Source organism: Halomarina pelagica (genome assembly GCF_024228315.1).
Taxonomy (GTDB): domain Archaea; phylum Halobacteriota; class Halobacteria; order Halobacteriales; family Haloarculaceae; genus Halomarina; species Halomarina pelagica.
This window is the reverse complement of sequence record NZ_CP100454.1, coordinates 469,418-488,518: the sequence shown is the minus strand read 5'-3', so window position 1 is coordinate 488,518 and position 19,101 is coordinate 469,418. Positions and strand designations below refer to the sequence as shown.

Below are 19,101 nucleotides of genomic sequence, written 5' to 3'. Positions count from 1 at the left end.
TGGTCGCCGTGACGCTCCTCGAGATCGAGGGGTTGCGAACGCAGTTCCCCACCGACCGGGGCGTCGTTCGGGCGGTCGACGGCGTCGACCTCGCCGTCGACCCCGGCGAGATCGTCGGTCTCGTCGGGGAGTCCGGGTCGGGAAAGAGCGTCCTCGCACAGAGCGTCCTCGGCATCGTCGACGCGCCGGGCGAGATCGCGGGCGGCGACGTCCGCCTCGACGGCGAGTCGCTGCTCGCGAAGGACGAGGCGGAGCTACGGGAACTGCGCGGCGGACGGGTCTCGATGGTGTTTCAGGACCCGATGAACAGCCTCAACCCGACGCTCACCGTCGGCGAGCAGATCGCGGAGACGGTCCGACTCCACCAGGACGTCGGGGAGTCCGTCTCCCTCCCGGCCGAGATCAAGCGCAAGATACTGGGTGCGGCGAGGAACTCCGAGGCGTGGCGGCGGGCCATCGAGATGCTCGAGGCGGTCCAGATCCCCGAGCCGGCGGCCCGCGCGGCGGACTACCCCCACGAGTTCTCCGGCGGGATGCGCCAGCGGGCGATGATCGCCATGGCGCTCGCCTGCGAGCCGGACCTGCTCATCGCGGACGAGCCGACGACCGCCCTCGACGTGACCATCCAGGCGCAGATCCTCGACGAACTGCGCGACCTGAAGGACGCCTTCGACACGGCGATCCTGTTCATCACCCACGACCTCGCGGTCGTCGCCGAACTCTGCGACCGCGTCGCGGTGATGTACGCCGGCGAGATCGTAGAGCGCGGCCCCGCGGACGAGCTGTTCGCGAACCCCCAGCACCCCTACACGCAGGGGCTCATCGCGAGCACGCCGCGGGTCGACGAACCCGACGCCGAGGTGCGGCCCATCGAGGGGTACGTCCCCGACCTCATCGACATCCCCTACGCCTGCCACTTCGCGCCGCGCTGTCCGGAGTCGACGCGCGAGTGCTTCGAACGCGAACCCGACTTCAGGCCCGTCGGCGGAGACGGCCACGAGGCAGCCTGTCTCCGGCGCGGTCCCGAAGGTGATCGACCATGACCGACGCAAAACGCGGAGACCCGGACGGATCGCCCCCGCTGCTCGAAGTCGAGGGGTTGAAGAAACACTTCGATCAGTCCGACGGCCTGCTCGACCGCGTCGTCGGCTCCGCGTCGTCGGTGAAGGCGGTCGACGGGGTCGACCTCGCGATCCGCGAGGGGGAGACCCTCGCCGTCGTCGGCGAGTCGGGGTGCGGGAAGAGCACCCTCGGGCTGACGGTGCTCAACCTCCACCAGGCGACGGCCGGCAGCGTCCGCTACCGCGGCGAGGAGCTGGCGGGGCTCTCCCAGCGGGAGATACGCCCGTACCGCCGCGACCTGCAGATGGTGTTTCAGGACCCGCTCGCGTCGCTCAACCCCCGCCAGACCGTCGGGCAGATCCTCAAAGCGCCGATGGAGGTCCACGGCATCGGCGAGAGCGACGCCGACCGGACCGAGCGCGCGAAGGAGCTGCTGGAGCGGGTCGGCCTGCGGGCGAGCCACTTCGACCGCCACCCGAAGCAGTTCTCCGGCGGGCAGCAGCAGCGGGTCGGCATCGCCCGCGCGCTCGCGGTCGAGCCGGACCTGATCGTCGCCGACGAGCCGGTGAGCGCGCTCGACGTGAGCGTCCAGGCGCAGATCCTCGACCTGCTCTCCGACCTCCAGGAGGAGTTCGGCCTCTCGCTGCTGTTCATCACGCACGACCTGAGCGTCGTCCGCCACATCGCGGACCGCGTCGCCGTGATGTACCTCGGGCAAATCGTCGAGACGGCACCCGTCGAGGCGCTGTTCGACGATCCGCAGCACCCCTACACGGAGGCGTTGCTCTCCTCGGTGCCGCGCATCGACCCCGCTGCGCGGCGCGAGCGGGTCGTCCTCCGGGGGACGGTCCCGTCGCCGCTCGACCCGCCGTCGGGCTGTCGCTTCCACACGCGCTGTCCGGCGATCATCCCGCCCGCGGACTGGTCGGGGACCCAGGAGGCGTTCCGCCGGGCGTTCACCTTCCGCACGCGCGTCGCGGAGGGTGCCCTCGATCCCGAGGCGGTCGTGGCGCAACTGGCGGCGGAGGGGCGATCGACGGACGACGCGTCGGTCGCGTCGGCGGTCGTCGAGCAGTCCTTACCCGGCGACCGCGCCGACCTCCCGGACGAGGCCGCCGAGGCGATCGAGGCGGCCGCGCGGGCGGCCGTCGCCGGCGACGAGGAGGAGGCGGCCCGCGTCGTCCGCGAGGCGTTCCCCTCGCCGTGCGCCGACGAGGTGCCCGAACGCGTCGCGCTCGGGCCGGACCGCGCCGCGGACTGTCACCGCGTCGAGGCGACCGGGGAACGGGACGCCCCCCCGACCGGAGCGTCCGGCGTGTCGGTCGAGAATCCCTGACTCACTCGATCCCGCCGTTCGCTCTGCCGCTGGCGCTGACCGTCGCTCCCTCGTTGACCGCGGTCGTCGCGAGCGTCGCCACGTCGCCGAACTGCGCCTCGTCCGTCGGCCGGGCGGGCCTCCCGGAGGCGGCGAGCAGGGTGACGCGGACCGCGATCCGCACCGTCTCCTCCCGCGTCTCGCCGTCTCGTTCGGCCCCGAACAGTTCGTTCGCCCGCGTTCCCTCGTACAGCGTGATCTCCCCGACGCGCTCGGGCGTGTACCGGAAGCGACCGGTCGTCTTCCCCTCCTCGAACAGCGCGTAGCGCTCGTCGTGGACCGTCTTCCACCCGGTTCGGCCCGGGACCGTCGCCCGGAAGGTCAATCGCGCGCCCGTCACCGGCTGGTCGAAGTTCCGCCACCGCACCCGCCCCGTCGGGCGGACGAAGACGCGTTCGACGTCGCCGCTATCGTTGGAGAGCCGTACCCGCCCCGCGCTGAAGCGGACGTTCGCGGCCGCGCCCCGCCGGACGAGCGACGCCGCTCCGAGGCTGACCGTTGCGATTCCAGTGCCGAGTGCCGTGACGAGCCGTCGTCGGTTCATGTTCGAGTCTCCAGCGTCCGTCCGACGCTACTCGACGATCGGAACCCCGTTATAAAAGTGACACCATCAGATACAGTAACAGTAATTAAAATATCTTCCGTAGATAAATCATCTAGTTCACACCTTCAGCAACTGGCACCAACTCATCCGACGCCTATTCGGTCGATGTCTGGCATAGTCGTGTCTGGATCGTTGTAACCACCGTATTGCACTTGCTTGACTGCTCCGCCACAAGGAGAGTGGAAGCTGTCGATCCGCGTCGAGACGGTCCGGAACCACGTCTCGACGTGGTTCCGGTCACTGCAGTCGAGATGACCGCTCAATTCGTGACGAGTGAGGCAGTCGGATAGCCGCCAGCATCGACAGGAAACGCTGTCTCGGAGAGATCCTGTCTCTCGTGAGGCGGTGGAGGAACGCCGTCCTCGGAACGCGAAGCGGTTCTGATGGGCTGTCTCAAGAACGACTTCGTCGTTCTTGTAAGCATGGAAGACGCGTCGCGTCTTCCACAGTGCACAAATCGCTTGATGGCAGCAATTGACACCCAGCGAGTCCAGGACGGCCTTGACTTCACGCAATGACATCCCTATCGAGTGAAGTCGAACCGCGAAACAGCAGACGGGTCTCGGTGTTCGCTCGTTCTCCCAAACGTATTGATTCCCCACGTCTAACATCTCTTTACGGAGATCTGCGAGTTCAATGATCACTTCTCACTACGACCACCTCGCTTCTCAAACTCGCTGAACTAGATAGTATCGTATACCGAGAATTGAACAGACAGCGGGTATTTTAAAAACTCTGTGGTACATATATCTATTACCTTGTGTTTGAATGATCTTTATGTCTATGTTGAAAGACAGATCGGACAACAGCTTGGTCAACCGACGCAAGTTCCTCCGAAACGTAGGATTGGCTGGAGTAGTGGGAGCCAGCCTTACAGGAATCGTTACGGCAGACACTGACGAAACAGTTAGCACGAAAACTCCTGATACTGAATTTAACCCGGAGAACAAGCAGCAGTCGCGGGCATTCGTCCAAGCGTTCGTTCAGCTATCTCAAGACAAAGCAGAGCAGGTATTCGAACAACTCTCTACAGAACAGCAACAGGTGGTAATTGTGGGCTTACAGCCTACAGATATCTCTAGTACAACGGTCGAAGAGAACCAGATCTCGATCTTATCAAATCGACGTACTGCACGCTACACTCAGACAGCAAGGAGTCAGATTTCGGGAGCAAAAATATGGGACTTCGTCCACGTCATGACGTGGAGTTATAACGGGAGTAGCGTCTGGAACATCGATACTTACTCGTATATTTCCAACCTCGCTCCTACCTGGTTCTATCGGGGGAATATCGGTGATCAGGTTACAACGTTTGACTGGGGATTCGAATCGTTCCAGCAAGTGAGTCTCAAACAATGTCTGTCTGGCGACTTCGGTTGTGTCGATAGCGCTCAGCCGTGGTCACTACTTCGTGGCTATGATCGTGGGGGTTGGAAGCTCTGGGACGAAGGGCTCTAACAACGGTTATATTTTTATGAGTGAAATAAACTGAAACCATGAATCCGGTGATGAGTTCGAAGAAACTCGGTATGGTACTCGGATTGGGCGGGCTAGCGGTAGTCCTCACCGTCCTGAACGGGATCTTCACACCCGTCTTAGGGATCGTTCTCCTCGCTCTCGGCGTCGAGATGTACCGCTTCGATACACGTCCAATCACTCGCGTCCTCGCCGTGATCTGCGTCGTCGCCGGCGTTATCGCCCTCGCCCTCTCAGTACTCTTGCTCTGGTATTCGAGCCCGGTGCTAGCCAGTTAAGCGTGTTTCACTCGTCGGTACGCGTCGATACCGCGCATCGGCGAACCGGTCGCTGTCCTCGAATTACTTCGAGAGAGGTCGAGAATGAAGCTGCCAGGTACCTCTTTTCGCTCACCTCCACCCAGTTCTCTTCGGACGGCAGCGGACAGGAGAACGTCCCGGAGCAGACAGAGAAGAGGTGTACGTGAGAGTAACTAGACAGTGCCTCCGTGGATAATTAATCGGTCACGGATTCAGTCGAAGATCCGCGACTTCTTCGCCTCGGTGAACGTCTCGCTCGCCTCGCGGGCCGCCTCGTAGACGCGCCGGAGTTCCGCGATCGGCGTCTCGTGTTCGTCCACGCGCAGGTCGTGGTAGACGGTCGTCTCGGGGGCCTTCACCGTCAGGGCGGCGGAGGTGTGCCCGCGCTTGTCGCCGCCCGCCTCCGCGCCCGCCGCGAGCGCGTCGAGGAGGCGCTCGCAGACCGGGCCGTCGCCCTCGTCGTAGGCCGCCGCGGCGGCGTGGAGGGTCTCCTCCCCGACGAGCATGTTCCCGGCGGCGGTGACGCCGCGCTCCTCGTCGACGACGTGTCCGCACCACTCCTCACAGCCCTCGCCGGTGTATGCGAACGTCGCCCCCCGGGCGTCCACGCCGTGGACCTGGCGCAACTCGGCGTGATCGTCACGCGCGAGCAGGCCGGAGAGCGCGTCGTCGACGGCGAGGTCGGAGAGCAGGGCGACGCCCCGCCGCCCCAGACGCACGTTGACGAAACTCTGGGTGCTGATGGCTCCCTCGTGGCTCACGCAGGGGGCGAGCGCGCCCACGGCGGGCGCGTCGGTCGCCACGGCGACGCCGAAGACGTCGCCGCCGTCGGTCTCCTCCCGGACGCAGATCGAGAACGTCATGCCACGACATCGGGATCGCGGGGGATATAACGGCTACCGAACCAGTTCGGCGTACCCCCACACCGAAACTATTCGGCCCTCGGCTTTCGGGGGCGTGCGTGAACCCCTCTCACATGCCCACGGTCGACCTGGACAAGTTCAACTCCCGCCGCTCGACGGTGTACGGCCAGCGCGGGGTCGTCGCCACCAGCCAGCCGCTCGCCTCGCAGGCGGGGATCACCGTCCTCCAGCAGGGGGGGAACGCCTTCGACGCCGCGGTGGCGACGGCGGCGGCGCTGAACGTCGTCGAGCCCACGAGCACGGGCCTCGGCGGCGACGTGTTCGCGCTCTACCGAACCGCCGACGGCGACGTCGGCGCGATGCGAAGCTGCGGCGGCGCGCCCGCGGGGGCGACCCGCGAGCGCGTCCGGGAGGCGGTCGCCGAGGAGGAGGGGGTCGATCCCGCGGACGCGACGATGCCCGAGCGCGGCGCGCACACCGTGACCGTCCCCGGCACCGCCCGGGGCTGGGAACTCACCGTCGAGCGGTTCGGCCGCCTCTCGATGGAGGAGGCGCTCGCGCCCGCGATCCGGTACGCGATCGAGGGGTACCCCGTCACGGAGGTCGTCGCCGCCCAGTGGCGACACGGCGAGGAGCTGTTCACGGACGAGCACGCCCGCGCGGCGTACCTCCCGGACGGGCGCGCGCCGACGGTCGGCGAGCGCGTCCGCCTCCCGAACCTCGGGCGGTCGCTCGAACGCGTCGCCGACGAGGGGGCGGACGTGGTCTACGAGGGCGACATCGCGGAGCGGATCGTCGCCGAGGTGCGGTCGAAGGGCGGCTTCCTCGACGACGACGACCTCGCGTCGTTCGAGCCGGAGCTGCTCGATCCCGTGAGCACGACGTACAACGGCGCGGAGGTGTACGAACTCCCGCCGAACAACCAGGGGCTGGTCGTCCTCGAGGCGCTCAACATCGCGGGGGTGCGCGACGCCGCCCGCCACCCGCTTCACTCCCCCGAGCGCGTCCACGAGTTCGCCGAGGCGACGAAGCTCGCCTTCCACGATGGCCACCGATACATCACCGACCCCGACTACGAGGAGGTCCCGCCGCTCGGGTCGATGGAGTACGCCCGGCGGCGCGCGAGCGAACTCGACGGCGAGGGGCTCGCGGACGCCTCCTTCGGCGTGCCGGACGCGCGCGCCGAGGACGCGGACACCGTGCTCCTGTGCGTCGCAGACGACGAGGGCAACGTCGTCTCCTACATCAACTCCCGGTTCGCCGGGTTCGGCAGCGGCCTCGTCGCCGGCGACACGGGCATCGCGCTCCAGAACCGCGGCGCGTCGTTCTCGCTCGACGCGGACCACCCCAACCGCCTCGCGCCGGGCAAGCGCCCGTTCCACACGCTCATCCCCGGCCTCGCCCGCTTCGGAGCCGACGACTGGGCGGCCTTCGGCGTGATGGGCGGGTACATGCAACCCCAGGGCCACGTCCAGGTGATCTCGAACCTCGTCGACTACGACCTCCCGCTGCAGGCGGCGCTCGACGAGCCGCGCTGGCGCTACCGCGAGGACAGCTCGCTCGCGCTCGAGGAACGCGTCGCCGACGGCATCGCGCCGAAGCTCGCCCGTATGGGTCACGACGTTCGGACGCTCCCCGCCTCGCAGTTCGGCGGGGCGCAGATCGTCCGCAACGAGGACGGGATCCTCTCGGGGGCGACCGAGCCGCGCAAGGACGGCCTCGCGGTCGGGTACTGATGGCGGCGGACGGCCCCGACCACGAGTACGCCGCCCGCGCCCGCGAGCACCTCGGGTTCTCCCGGTGGTGGCTGGTGGTCGCCGCCGCGCTCGCGATGGGCGCGGTCAGCCCCTACCAGTACGTCTGGTCGTCCATCGAGGGGCCGCTCGCGACCGACCTCGAGATCTCGCCGACCGCCCTCGGGCTGGTGTTCACCCTGTACGTGATCTTCCAGTCGGGGTCGCAGTTCCCGGTGGGCTGGTGGCGCGACCGCCACGGCCCGCGGGGGCTGACGCTCCTCGCGGCGGGGCTGGCCGGCGGGTCGTACTACCTGCTCTCGTACGCGACGACGCCGCTCCAGCTGTGGGTGCTCTACTCGGTCGGCGCGATCGGCGTCGGCGTCGTCTACACCGTCGCGGTGAACACCGCGCTGAAGTGGTTCCCGGATCGCCGGGGACTGACGACGGGGGCCGGGACGATGGCGTTCGCGGGCGGAGCGGCGCTGTTCGTCCCGTACGTCCGCGCCAACGCGACCGTCGGCGGCTACGACGACGTGCTCCGCACGATGGGGCTGATCATCGGCGCGGCGATCCTCGTCGCCGCGTTCGTGCTCCGCGACCCGCCGGAATCGTGGTACGCGGACGTGGACGGGAGGGACGCGGGAGGCGACGAGGGGGCGACCGCGGCCGCGCCGAGGGGCGACTACACCTGGCGCGGGATGCTCCGGACGTGGCAGTTCTGGCTGATGTACGCGATGTTCGTCGCTGTCAGCGGCGCGGGGCTGATGCTGACCGCGAAGATCGTCTCGTTCGCCGCGGCGATGGGGCTGACCGCGGTGACCGCCACCGCGTCGGCGACGCTGCTCCCGATCGCGGGCGGCGTCGGCCGCCTCCTGCTGGGCGAACTCTCCGACCGCGTCAACCGGCGGGTCGCGATGGCCGCCTCGTTCGCGCTGTGCGGACTCGGGCTGTTCGCCGTCGTCTACTTCGGGCAGTCCGGTACCACCGTCGGCTTCCTCGTCGCCGTCGTCGTGGCGACGTTCTTCTGGAGCCCGCAGTACACCCTCTTTCCGAGCATCGTCGCTGACTACTACGGCGAGGCAGAGTCCTCGGCGAACTACGCGCTGCTCTACTCGGGGAAGATGTGGGGGGGCATCTTCGGGGGGACCGTGACGGGGTGGCTCGTGACCGTCTCCGGCTGGACGTGGACGTTCCTGCTCGGCGGCGCGCTCGCCGTCGTCGCCGGCGGCGCGGCACTCGCGCTCCGCCCCCCGGGCGACGCGCGCGGCGAGTCCCGCCCGGCAGCGGTCGCCGTCGACGACTGACGCGGCTCCGAGCTTTCCGAGACGCTTCCGAGATTCAGTCGTCCGCGCGCGCGGCGGACGGCTCCTGTTCGGTCATCCCGTCCACGTCGATGCTACCGGTGAGTTCGCGGTAGGGATACGGCATCTCGATCCGCTCGGCGTCGCAGCGCTCCTTCACGGCCTGCACGAACTCCGACTGCACCCCCACGAGGTCGGCGCGCGAGGGGTCGCCGATCCAGAAGCGCGCCTGGAGGCCGACGTAGGAGTCGGCCAGCTCCGTGACGCGGACCGACGGCTCGGGATCGTCGAGGATGCCCTCCACCCGCGCTGCCTCCTCCAGGATGACCTGCGTCGCGTGGGTGATGTCGTCGTCGTAGCCGATGCCGAAGACGAACCGCTGGCGGAGCGTGTCGTACGCGACGGGGTTCGTGAGGGCGTTGTTCGCGAGTTCGGAGTTCGGGACCGTGATCCGTTCGTTGTCGAAGGTCCGCACGCGCGTCACGCGCAGGTCGATGTCCTCGACGGTGCCCTCCATGTCGTTCCACTCGATCCAGTCGCCGATCTCGAATGGGCGGTCCTTGAGGATGAAGATCCCGGCGACGAAGTTGCTGAGCAGGTCCTGCGCGGCGAAGCCGAGCGCCAGCGCCAGCGCGCCGCCGATGGTCGCGAACGCCGCGAGAAACACCTCGAACCCCGCGACGGTGAACGCGACGGCGACCGCCGCGAACAGCGCGAGCACGCCGACGACGTTCTCCGCGAGGCTCCGGATCGTGGGATCGAAGCCGCGGGCGCGCATCGCGCGGTTCGTCAGCGGGACGAGCACGAGGCGACCGAGGAGGTAGACGGCCACGAACGCGGCGACGAACACGAGCACGTCCGCGACGACGCCGGAGAACTGGGCGAGCGCCTCCCCGGGCGTGTCCGGCCAGTCGATACCAGTCCCGCCGTTCGAACCGCCCTGCTGGAGTACGAGTGTGTATCTGCCGAGAGTCATGGGGTACGCGCGAGTCCGCACGCGTGAACGAAAGGGGACGGGGACGGGGACGAGCGTCTCGATCCGTCGAGTTCACCGGCCCCCTCGTCCGCGCGCGACGTCTCGCACACGACTGTGCCCGTACTCGACCGGGGGTCATGGCCGCGAGGGATCCGGTCGATATTTCCGTGACTCCTCGCCGGAGGATCGTCACCGCGTCCGGCCGGTGACGGTCCGATCCGCCGTCTCCGGGGGGACCGCCGACTCACCCGGGTGGCACCGCGGTCGACGGCCGACGGCCGACGGTCGGTGATCGGCGGTCGGCGGCCGAAGTCACCGGGGCGCGGTCAGTCGGCCTCGTCCATTCGAACCGTCAGCACGGGCACGGACGCCGTCCGGACGATCTTCTCGGTGACGCTCCCGAGGAGGTAGCGGTCGAGTCCGCGCCGTCCGTGGGTCGCCATCACGATAAGGTCGACGCCCTCGCGCTCGGCGTAGTCGAGGATCGACGGGTGGGGCTCGCCCTGCACCACCTCGCCGACGACACCCACGCCGCGCGCCTCGGCGGTCTCGACCACCTCGCTCACGACGCGCTCGCCCTCCTCCTCGAGGGCGTCGACCACCTCGCCGCCGAGGACCGCCAGGCTGTCGCGGTTCGTGTCGGCGACGTACAGTACGTGGACCGTCGCGTCGGACAGCTCTGCGAGCGAGAGCGCGTAGTCGAGCGCCTCGTCCGCCCCCTCGCTCCCGTCGGTCGGGAAGAGAATCCGGTCGTACATCTCTGTCGCGTCTAGGCTCATCCGGCGCGCGCTTAACGTCATCGGACGGCGCGGGAGGTGCGGGAGGCGCGAAGGCGCAGAGGATACGGGCGGCGCGGGAGGCTCACGCCGCGTCGTACAGCCGCCGGAAGGCGAGCGTCGAGAACCGCGGTTCGAGGCGGCTCGGGGGTCGTCCCCGCCCCGAGTCTGCCTCGACCGTGACCCGATCGAGGATCCCCGTCTCGGCGAGTTCGTACAGCACGCGCGTGACGGTCCCGACCGAGAGCGAGACCTCGGGGTCGGCCGCGATCGCCTCCGCGGTCGCCCCCACCGAGGTGCGCTGGTCGGCGTCGAGGGTCACCAGGTGTCGCAGGACGGTCCGGCGGGCGTCGGAGAGCGCGAGGACGCGCCCGAGGGGGACGCCGTCGCGGGGGACCGCCGCCATCCCCGCGTCCACGTGTTCGTCGGAGACGCGGTCCGCGCCCGCCGTCACCGCGGCGTCGACCGCGCAGAACAGCGCGCAGAGGGCGTCGTAGGCGTTCCCGTCGGCCCAGGACGCGATCCGGGCGAGCTGTTCGTGGCGGAGCGCCCGGGGGGAGAGCCCGCGGGAGACGCGCGTCGTCAGCACGTCCTCCAGCGCGTGCCGGTCGTACGCCGGCACTTCGACGACCTGCGCGGGTTCCCACTCGCCCTCGGCGGGCGGGTCGCGTCCGACGCAGACGGTCGCCACCGCGTCAGCGAGCGGGGCGAACTGGTCGGTCACGAACGACGCCGGATACGTCTCGGGCTCCCCGACGTGGTCGACGACGAGCAGGACGCGCCGGTTCCGCCGGGAGAGCCACTCGGCGAGGCGCTCCCGCAGCGCGTCGGTGCGGACCCCGCCGCGCGGGATGGCGTCGTCGGAGAGCGCGTCGAGCACGGCGTAGTGGAGTCCGAACGCGCTGTTGGCCGTCCGTGCGTCCACGTAGCGAACGGCGAGCGACGGCCCGGTCGATCCGCCACGGGTCGTGGTGTAGATCGCCCGGCCGCCCCCCCCGACGAGCCGCGAGAGGTGTTCGACGAGCGCGGTGACGAGCGCCGACTTCCCGCTCCCCGCCGGCCCCCAGAGGTAGCTGTCGGCCGGGAGTTCGCCCTCGAAGACGGGGGCGACCGCGTCGAGCAGTCGCTCGAGGACGGGGCCGCGCCCGACCGGTTCGTCGAGGTGCGCGAGCGGGTTCACCGCGTCGCCGTCGCGCACGAGTCGGGCGTCGCCGTCGGTTCGCTGTCGCCTGAGGATGCGTTCCTCGAAGTTCATCGGAGGTGTGTAGTGAGATCGATCGGAGGTCGGTCGCGGATCGGTCGCGCGCGCCGAGGGTCAGGTACGCCCGACCCGTCAGCCCCGCGGCGTCAGGGCAGCGGTACCCAGACGCTCTGCGGGAGGACGCCGACCAGCGCGAGCACGGCGATGAGGAACGTCCCGAAGACGATGGCCGCCGCGGGCGGGTCCCAGTGGGTGTCGCCGTGCGCGTAGAAGACACGCTGGAACAGTTCCCCGAACAGCGCGCAGATCAGCCCGAACGCCGCGCCGACGACGAGGACGACGACCAGCGACGCCTCGGTGATCGGCGTCCCCTGCGGGACGAGCGCCAGCGCCGCCGTGCTCGCCGGGAGCGCCATGTGGTGCGTGACGGGGATGTTCGCCACCCCGAGGTTGAGGAAGACGAGGCTCGCGGCGCTGATGCCGAACGCGAGGAACGCGCTCTCGGTCACGTAGGCGGTGTACGCGGCGAGCACCCCGACGACCGCGCCGATCGCGGCGACGTTCGCCCACTTGTACTGGTGGGGGAGCCACGGCTCGACGAGGAAACGCGAGTTCTCGGCCCCGCCGTCGGTGGCGTGCTCGCCCATGACGCGCATCTCCTCGGCCTCGAACGGCTTCATGTTCAGCAGTCCCCGCGAGGTGTCCCCGACGATGGGGTAGCCGAAGGCGACGCGGTGGACGAGCGCCGAGAGGGTGACCCCCATCGCGATGGGGTCCCACGGGAGCGAGAGCGCGCCGGAGAGGGTGGCGATCCAGTAGCCGACGATCCCGAAGATCCCGCCGACCGCGAGCACGTCCGGCTTCGTCCCGAGCGCGTAGGGGATGTCCTTCGCGGGGTGGTAGTCGAAGCCGGGATCGTCGATGTAGCCCTTGCGGGCGGCGTAGGCGGCCGCCGCCGCGCCCGCCGCGAAGCTGATGTGGGGACCGAAGACGGGACCGAAGGCGATCGAGCCCGTGATCCCGACGGCGTCGAGTTCTGCGGCACTGATGCCCACCGTCTGGCCGATGTGCCGATTGGCGATCTCCGCGGCCTCCCCCGCGATGACCATGAACCCCGTGAAGATGAAGGCGGGGAGCGCGCCGAGCGCCGCGCCGAACGCGCCGCCCGCGAACGCCGCGATGAGCATCTCGACCGCCCAGAGCCCCGAGAGGTCGATCTGCGCCATTCAGTCGCCTCCGTCCCCGTCGGTCGCCCAGCCGCGCGAGCAGTCGACCGCGTCCATCCAGCGGGCGTGCAGGCCGTCTGCCTCCTCGGCGGGCATCTCCGGAGTGAACTCGCGGTCGATCTGCCAGTTGTCCCGCAGTTCGTCGACCGTCTCCCAGTAGCCGACCGCGAGGCCGGCGGCGTAGGCGGCCCCGAGCGCCGTCGTCTCGTCCACCTCGGGGCGGACGATGCCGGTCCCGACGATGTCCGACTGGAGCTGACAGAGGAAGTTGTTCTTCACGGCCCCGCCGTCGACGCGGAGCGTCCCCATCTCGATCCCGGAGTCGGCCTCCATCGCCTCCGCCACGTCGCGGGTCTGGTACGCGATGGACTCGAGCGTCGCGCGGACGAGGTGTTCCTTCCGGGTGCCGCGGGTCAGCCCCACGATCGTGCCGCGGGCGCGGCCGTCCCAGTGGGGCGCGCCGAGGCCCGTGAACGCGGGGACGAGGTAGACGCCGTCGGTCGAGTCGACGCTCCGGGCGAGCGTCTCCGTCTCGGCCGGGTTGTCGATGAGTTCGATGTCCTCGAGCCACTGGATCGCCGCACCGGTGATGAAGATGGCCCCCTCCAGGGCGTACTGGACGGGATCGCCCGAGCGCTGGAAGCCGACGGTGGTCAGCAGTCCGTGGTCGCTCTCGACGGGTTCGTCGCCGGTGTTCATCAGGAAGAACGACCCCGTCCCGTAGGTGTTCTTCGCCGTGCCGGGGTCGAAGCAGGTCTGGCCGAACAGGGCGGCCTGCTGGTCGCCGAGCGCGCCCGCGACCGGGATCTCCGCCTCGAGGAAGCCGTTCGGGTCGGTGTGACCGTAGTAGTCGGCGTCGCTCGACGGGCGCACCTCGGGGAGCGTGGCCGCGGGAACGCCGAACTCCTCCAGCAGTTCGTCGTCCCACTCCATGTCGTGGATGTTGTACAGCATCGTCCGGGAGGCGTTCGTCACGTCGGTGATGTGGTTCCCGGTGAGCTTGTCGATGAGCCACGTGTCGATCGTCCCGAAGCGTATCTCGCCCGCCTCCGCGCGGTCGCGCACGTCCTCGGGGCGGGCGCGCTGGAGCTTGATCGGGTCGGCGTTGTCGAGCAGCCACTCGGCCTTGGTCGCGGAGAAGTAGGCGTCCACCTCCAGCCCGGTCTTCTCGCGGATGGTGCCCGCCATGCCCGCGTCCTGGAGTTCCTCGACGCGGTCTGTCGTTCGGCGGTCCTGCCAGACGATGGCGTTGTGGACGGGGTGGCCGGTCTCGGCGTCCCAGAGGAGCGTCGTCTCGCGCTGGTTGGTGATGCCGAGAGCGGCGAGCTGGTCGGCCTCCAGGCCCGCCTCCGCGAGCGCCCGCGTGACGACCGTCTTCGTGTTCTCCCATATCTCGACCGGGTCGTGTTCGACCCAGCCCGGTTCGGGGTAGATCTGCTCGTGGGTCTCGTATGCGTTCGCGACGACCCGGCCGCCGTGGTCGAACACCATGAAGCGCGTTCCGGTCGTCCCCTGGTCGATGGCACCGATGTATGTCTCGTCCTGCATAGTGGATCACCTCGGTGGCGGCGTCGCGACGGCCGTGCCGCCGGTCGCCGCCGCCGCGACGACGATTGTTTATCGCCGCACGGTCTACGCTGGTAAACAATATTGAATATCGTTATAAATCTTACTCACGCCCGCCGACAGATACTTCCAGATCGGCGCGTAACGCGTACTTTCGTTCGCCCGTGACTGACCGACTCCGGCCTCGGACGGATATCTTTACCGCCGAAACCGTGGCCGCGATAAAATAAAGTACACCGGGGTCCTGGTTCGGACAGTAACCGATGGCGTCGGAGACAACGGTCGTAGTTATCGGCGGGGGATCGACCGGGTGCGGTATCGCCAGGGACCTCGCGATGCGCGGCGTGGACGTCACGCTCGTCGAGCAGGGCAACCTCACCCACGGGACGACCGGTCGGATGCACGGCCTGCTCCACAGCGGGGGCCGCTACGCCGTCTCGGATCGGAAGAGCGCGCGCGAGTGCATCGAGGAGAACCGCGTCCTCCGGGAGATCGCGAGCCACTGCGTCGAGATGACCGGCGGCTACTTCGTCCAGCTCGAGGGCGACCCGGACGACTACTTCGAGGAGAAACTCGCCGGCTGTCGCGCCTGCGACATCCCGGCCGAGGTGGTCGACGGCGAGACGGTCCGGCGCGAGGAGCCGTATCTCTCTCCGGAGGTGACGCGGGCGATCCGCGTCCCCGACGGCGCGGTGGACCCGTTCCGCCTCTGCGTGGCGAACGCCGCGAGCGCGATCGAGTTCGGCGCGCGCGTCGAGACGCACGCGGCGGTGACGGACGTGCTCGTCGAGGGCGGGGCGAACGGGGCGAACGCCGGACCGGCGGGCGGTCGCGTCGTCGGCGTCCGCGTGCGCCACGGCGACGGCCCGGGCGGGCACGGCGAGGGGACGCCCGGCACGACCGAGGAGATCTACGCCGAGCACGTGGTCAACGCGACCGGCGCGTGGGCCGGCCGGATCGGCGCGCTCGCGGGCGTCGACGTCGAGGTGCGCCCGTCGAAGGGCGCGATGGTCGTGATGAACTGCCGGCAGGTCGACCGCGTGGTCAACCGCTGCCGGCCGAAGGGCGACGCCGACATCGTCGTCCCCCACGAGACGACCGCCATCCTCGGGACGACCGACGAGGAGGTCGAGGACCCCGAGGACTACCCAGAGGAGAGGTGGGAGGTGGACCTCCTCATCGACGAGCTGTCGAAGCTGGTCCCGGTCCTCGCGGAGTCGCGCACGGTGCGCTCGTTCTGGGGCGTCCGCCCGCTGTACGAGCCGCCGGGGACTGGGACGGCCGACCCGACGGACATCACCCGCGACTACTTCCTGCTCGACCACGAGGAGCGCGACGACCTCCCCGGGTTCACCTCCATCGTCGGCGGGAAGTTCACCACCTACCGGATGATGGCCGAGTCGATCACCGACCACGTCTGCGAGAGGCTCGGCGTCTCCGCCCCCTGCCGAACCGCCGAGGTTCCCCTCCCCGGCAGCGAGGACTTCTCAGTCCTCCGCGACTACATGGCGGACTTCGGTCTCCGGTCGCCGATCGGCCGCCGGAGCGTCCAGCGCCTCGGCAGCCGCGCCGACGAGGTCCTTCGCACCGGCGAGCCGAACCCCGTGCTCTGCGACTGCGAGGCGGTCACTCGCGCCGAGTTACGCGACGCCATCTCCCAGTCCGGCTCGGATCTCAACGCCGCGCGCATCCGCACCCGCGCCTCGATGGGCAACTGCCAGGGCGGGTTCTGCGCCCACCGGATGGCGTTCGAACTCCACCCCGAGTACGACGAGGCGACGGTCACCGCCGCGTTCGACGACCTCTATCGGGAGCGCTACAAGGGCGAGCGTCACGCGCTGTGGGGCGAGCAGCTCTCACAGGCGATGCTCAACCACGCGCTCCACGCGGCGACGATGAACCGCGACCGCGACCCGGCGCGGACCGGCCGGAGGACCGACTTCGCCGCCTTCGACGGGGGCGAGCATGGCGATTGAGGACGACGTCCTCGTCGTCGGCGGCGGGCTGGCCGGGGTGACCGCCGCCATCGCCGCCGCACGGACCGGCGCGCGCACGCGCCTCGTCTCCCACAAGGAGAGCACGCTCCGGCAGGCCTCTGGGCTGATCGACGTGCTCGGCTACGAACCAGACGGGGACGACCTCGACCCGCTCGCCGACCCGTTCGAGGCGATCGACGCCCTCCCGGAGGACCACCCCCACCCCTACGCGCACCTCGGGAGCGAGGGCGTCCGCGAGGGGCTCGCGTTCTTCGACGACCTCGCGGGCGAGTCCTACCGGGGTGGCCACACCAACCGCAACGCGCTGGTGCCGACCCACGGCGGCGCGATCAAGCCGACCGCCCGCTACCCCGCCGGCGTCGCCGCGGGCCTCGCCAGCGACGACCGCGAGGCGCTGCTCGTCGGCTTCGAGACGGTGACGGACTTCTCGGCGGGCTACGCCGCCGATCACCTCCGGGCCGCGGGCGTCCCCTTCGAGGTGCGGGGCGCGACCGTCCCCTTCCCGGGCGACTTCCGGGACGACGCCGCGATCACGCGTCTCGCGCGCGCGCTCGACGAGAACGCGCTCGTCGAGCACGAGGGGTCGCGGGTCGCCGTCCGAACCGCGCTCGCGGAACTCGTCCGCCCCCACCTCGGAGACGCCGAGCGCGTCGGCTTCCCGGCGCTCCTCGGTCACGACCGTCCCGAGGAGGTACGCCCGGCGCTCGAACGGCTCCTCGACGCCGCGGTGTTCGAGGTGCCGATGGGGCCGCCGAGCCTCCCCGGGATCCGCCTGGCGGAGCGCCTCTACGCCGCCGCCGACGAGGCGGGCGTGCGCGCCACCAACGGCGTCCCGGTCGTCGACCACGAGGCCGACGGGAATCGGATCGAGGCCGTCCGGGTGCGCCACGAGCGACAGGTCGTGCCCTACCGCGCCGACCAGTACGTGCTCGCGGCCGGCGGGCTGGTCGGGAAGGGCATCGACTCCGATCGCGGGGGCGTCCGTGAGGCCGTCTTCGGCTGTCACGTCCCCCACCCCGACGACCGCTACGACTGGTTCGAGGACGGCGCGTTCGACGCCCACCCGTTCGCCCGCTTCGGCGTGCGCGTGGACCGCGACCTCCGCCCCCTCGACGCGACCGACGAACCGCACTACGAGAACCTCCGGGCCGCGGGCGCGGTCCTCGGGGGCTACGACTTCGCCGCGGAGTGTTCCGGCAGCGGCGTCTCGCTCGCCACGGGCGTCCGTGCCGGGCGACTGGCGGGAGAGACCACGGAGAGGACCACATGAGCGACACAGAAGACCCGAGCGACGCGACGGACCGAACCGACGACGGGTTCGACGACGAGTACCCCGTACAGGTGTTCCCGGAGGCCGAGGAGATGGACCTCCGCCCGGGGACGGACGACTGTTACAAGTGTTCCAGCTGCGACACCTCGTGTCCGGTCGCGGAGGTGGACGACACCTTCCCCGGGCCGAAGTTCCAGGGGCCGGAGCAGTGGCGGCTGACGCGCAAGGAGGACGTCGAGGTCGACGCCTCGATCAAGCAGTGCTCGAACTGCATGCGCTGTGACTCGGCGTGTCCCTCGGGCGTCCCGCTGAGTCAGATGCACAACACGGCGCGCGCGAAGTACGTCGAGGAGCAGGGCCTCTCGCTCACCTACCTGCGCGACCGGATCCTCGCCAACTACGGCACGCTGGCCCGACTCGGCTCGCGCGTGCCGCGGCTCACCAACTTCGTGATGGGCCTCGGGGTCACGAAGCTGGTGAACGAGCGCGTGCTCGGCATCACGTCGGAGCGGGAGTTTCCCGAGTTCGCCACCGAGACGTTCCGCGAGTGGTGGGACGAGCGAGGCGGCCGTGACGCCTCGCGGGAGCGCGCGCGGGCGGAACGGAACACAGGAGGCGACGACGGGAGCCGGAAGCGCGTCGCGTACTTCCACGGCGACTACGCGAACTACAACACCCCCGAGGTCGCGAAGGCCCTCGTCCGGGTGTACGAGCACTTCGGGTACGAGGTGGCCGTCCCCGACCAGCGCTGCTCCGGCACGCCCATGTTCGCCAACGGGATGATGGACGACGCCCGGCGGGCCGCGCGGTTCAACGTGGAGACCTTCCGGGAACTGATCGAGGCGGGCTACGACGTGGTCTGCTCCTGTACCTCCTGCTCGATGGCGCTCCGGAAGGAGTACCCCGAACTGTTCGACTTCGAGGGAACCGACGCCGTCGCCGCGAGCACCTACGACGCGATCGAGTACCTCCGCATCCACGAGGACCTCCCCTCGGCGCTCGCCGACGCGGAGGTGTCGCTCGGGGAGTTCGCCTACCACGCGCCCTGCCACGCCCGCAATCAGGGACTGGCGAACCAGTCGCGCGAGGTGTTCGCCGACCTCGACGGCGTCGAGGTGACCGACGTGGGCGACTCCTGTTCGGGCATCAGCGGCACCTACGGCTGGAAGGAGGAGAACTACGACGTCTCGATGGCGATCGGTGAGGAGATGTTCGAGCACATGGAGACCGTCGAGTCGGGCGCGGGCATGACGGAGTGTCCCACCTGCGCGATGCAGATGGAGCACGGCACCGGCTACGAGGTCCGCCACCCGCTCGAGGTGCTCGACGCCGCCCTCGTCGAGTGAAGGCGGGAGAGAGTCGGGGCAGGACGA

The 19,101-nt window shown here is 69.4% G+C and carries 16 protein-coding genes; 9 read left to right on the top strand and 7 right to left on the bottom strand.

Annotated features, from left to right (window positions below; all coding sequences use genetic code 11):
* Positions 1-8: 8 nt before the first annotated feature.
* Positions 9-1,043, top strand: a complete 1,035-nt coding sequence (locus tag NKI68_RS02545) for an ABC transporter ATP-binding protein (RefSeq protein WP_254545124.1) — start codon at positions 9-11, stop codon at positions 1,041-1,043.
* Positions 1,040-2,398, top strand: coding sequence for an ABC transporter ATP-binding protein (locus NKI68_RS02540; RefSeq protein ID WP_254545123.1), 1,359 nt, complete (start codon positions 1,040-1,042; stop codon positions 2,396-2,398). The genes NKI68_RS02545 and NKI68_RS02540 overlap by 4 nt, the downstream gene beginning before the upstream one ends.
* A 1-nt stretch (position 2,399) precedes the next feature.
* Here the strand turns inward: NKI68_RS02540 and NKI68_RS02535 are convergent, their stop codons facing one another.
* Positions 2,400-2,981 (bottom strand): hypothetical protein, encoded by a 582-nt coding sequence (locus tag NKI68_RS02535; protein ID WP_254545122.1) that lies wholly within the window; start codon positions 2,979-2,981, stop codon positions 2,400-2,402.
* 843 nt (positions 2,982-3,824) lie between these two features.
* Here NKI68_RS02535 and NKI68_RS02525 point away from each other — a divergent pair.
* Positions 3,825-4,499, top strand: a complete 675-nt coding sequence (locus NKI68_RS02525) for a hypothetical protein (protein WP_254545121.1) — start codon at positions 3,825-3,827, stop codon at positions 4,497-4,499.
* Between the two features lie 38 nt (positions 4,500-4,537).
* On the top strand, positions 4,538-4,795 hold the full coding sequence (locus NKI68_RS02520; protein WP_254545120.1) for a hypothetical protein: 258 nt from the start codon (positions 4,538-4,540) through the stop codon (positions 4,793-4,795).
* Between the two features lie 233 nt (positions 4,796-5,028).
* Here NKI68_RS02520 and NKI68_RS02515 read toward each other — a convergent pair whose 3' ends face one another.
* Positions 5,029-5,679 carry a DUF1028 domain-containing protein gene (locus tag NKI68_RS02515; protein WP_254545119.1) on the bottom strand — a complete coding sequence of 217 codons (651 nt, stop codon included), beginning with the start codon at positions 5,677-5,679 and terminating at the stop codon, positions 5,029-5,031.
* A gap of 113 nt (positions 5,680-5,792) precedes the next feature.
* Between NKI68_RS02515 and NKI68_RS02510 the strand changes: the two genes are divergently transcribed.
* Both NKI68_RS02510 and NKI68_RS02505 read left to right on the top strand, forming a co-directional pair.
* On the top strand, positions 5,793-7,415 hold the full coding sequence (locus NKI68_RS02510; protein ID WP_254545118.1) for a gamma-glutamyltransferase family protein: 1,623 nt from the start codon (positions 5,793-5,795) through the stop codon (positions 7,413-7,415).
* A complete protein-coding gene (locus NKI68_RS02505; RefSeq protein ID WP_254545117.1) occupies positions 7,415-8,719 on the top strand; it encodes an OFA family MFS transporter in 1,305 nt (434 codons plus the stop codon). The genes NKI68_RS02510 and NKI68_RS02505 overlap by 1 nt, the downstream gene beginning before the upstream one ends.
* A gap of 34 nt (positions 8,720-8,753) precedes the next feature.
* On the opposite strand, the gene NKI68_RS02500 is transcribed toward NKI68_RS02505, so the two are convergent.
* The 5 genes from NKI68_RS02500 to glpK all read right to left on the bottom strand — a co-directional run bounded on the left by NKI68_RS02500 (position 8,754) and on the right by glpK (position 14,443).
* Positions 8,754-9,692: a mechanosensitive ion channel family protein gene (locus NKI68_RS02500; RefSeq protein ID WP_254545116.1), complete on the bottom strand. Its 939-nt coding sequence runs from the start codon at positions 9,690-9,692 to the stop codon at positions 8,754-8,756.
* A gap of 326 nt (positions 9,693-10,018) precedes the next feature.
* Positions 10,019-10,450 carry a universal stress protein gene (locus NKI68_RS02495; protein ID WP_254545115.1) on the bottom strand — a complete coding sequence of 144 codons (432 nt, stop codon included), beginning with the start codon at positions 10,448-10,450 and terminating at the stop codon, positions 10,019-10,021.
* Between the two features lie 103 nt (positions 10,451-10,553).
* A complete protein-coding gene (locus NKI68_RS02490) occupies positions 10,554-11,723 on the bottom strand; it encodes a Cdc6/Cdc18 family protein (protein ID WP_254545114.1) in 1,170 nt (389 codons plus the stop codon).
* Positions 11,724-11,815: 92 nt separating this feature from the next.
* On the bottom strand, positions 11,816-12,895 hold the full coding sequence (locus NKI68_RS02485; protein WP_254545113.1) for a DUF7973 family transport facilitator: 1,080 nt from the start codon (positions 12,893-12,895) through the stop codon (positions 11,816-11,818).
* On the bottom strand, positions 12,896-14,443 hold the full coding sequence (gene glpK / locus NKI68_RS02480) for a glycerol kinase GlpK (protein WP_254545112.1): 1,548 nt from the start codon (positions 14,441-14,443) through the stop codon (positions 12,896-12,898).
* Between the two features lie 281 nt (positions 14,444-14,724).
* On the opposite strand from glpK, the gene glpA reads away from it, so the two are divergent.
* Genes glpA through NKI68_RS02465 form a run of 3 tightly spaced genes read left to right on the top strand, consistent with a single transcriptional unit; the run spans position 14,725 to position 19,074 of the window.
* The gene (gene glpA, locus NKI68_RS02475; protein ID WP_254545111.1) at positions 14,725-16,437 is read left to right on the top strand and encodes an anaerobic glycerol-3-phosphate dehydrogenase subunit GlpA; all 1,713 of its coding nucleotides are present in this window, start codon (positions 14,725-14,727) and stop codon (positions 16,435-16,437) included.
* A complete protein-coding gene (gene glpB, locus NKI68_RS02470) occupies positions 16,427-17,728 on the top strand; it encodes a glycerol-3-phosphate dehydrogenase subunit GlpB (protein WP_254545110.1) in 1,302 nt (433 codons plus the stop codon). The genes glpA and glpB overlap by 11 nt, the downstream gene beginning before the upstream one ends.
* On the top strand, positions 17,725-19,074 hold the full coding sequence (locus NKI68_RS02465; RefSeq protein WP_254545109.1) for an anaerobic glycerol-3-phosphate dehydrogenase subunit C: 1,350 nt from the start codon (positions 17,725-17,727) through the stop codon (positions 19,072-19,074). Before glpB ends, NKI68_RS02465 begins: the two co-directional genes overlap by 4 nt.
* Positions 19,075-19,101 lie beyond the last annotated feature (27 nt).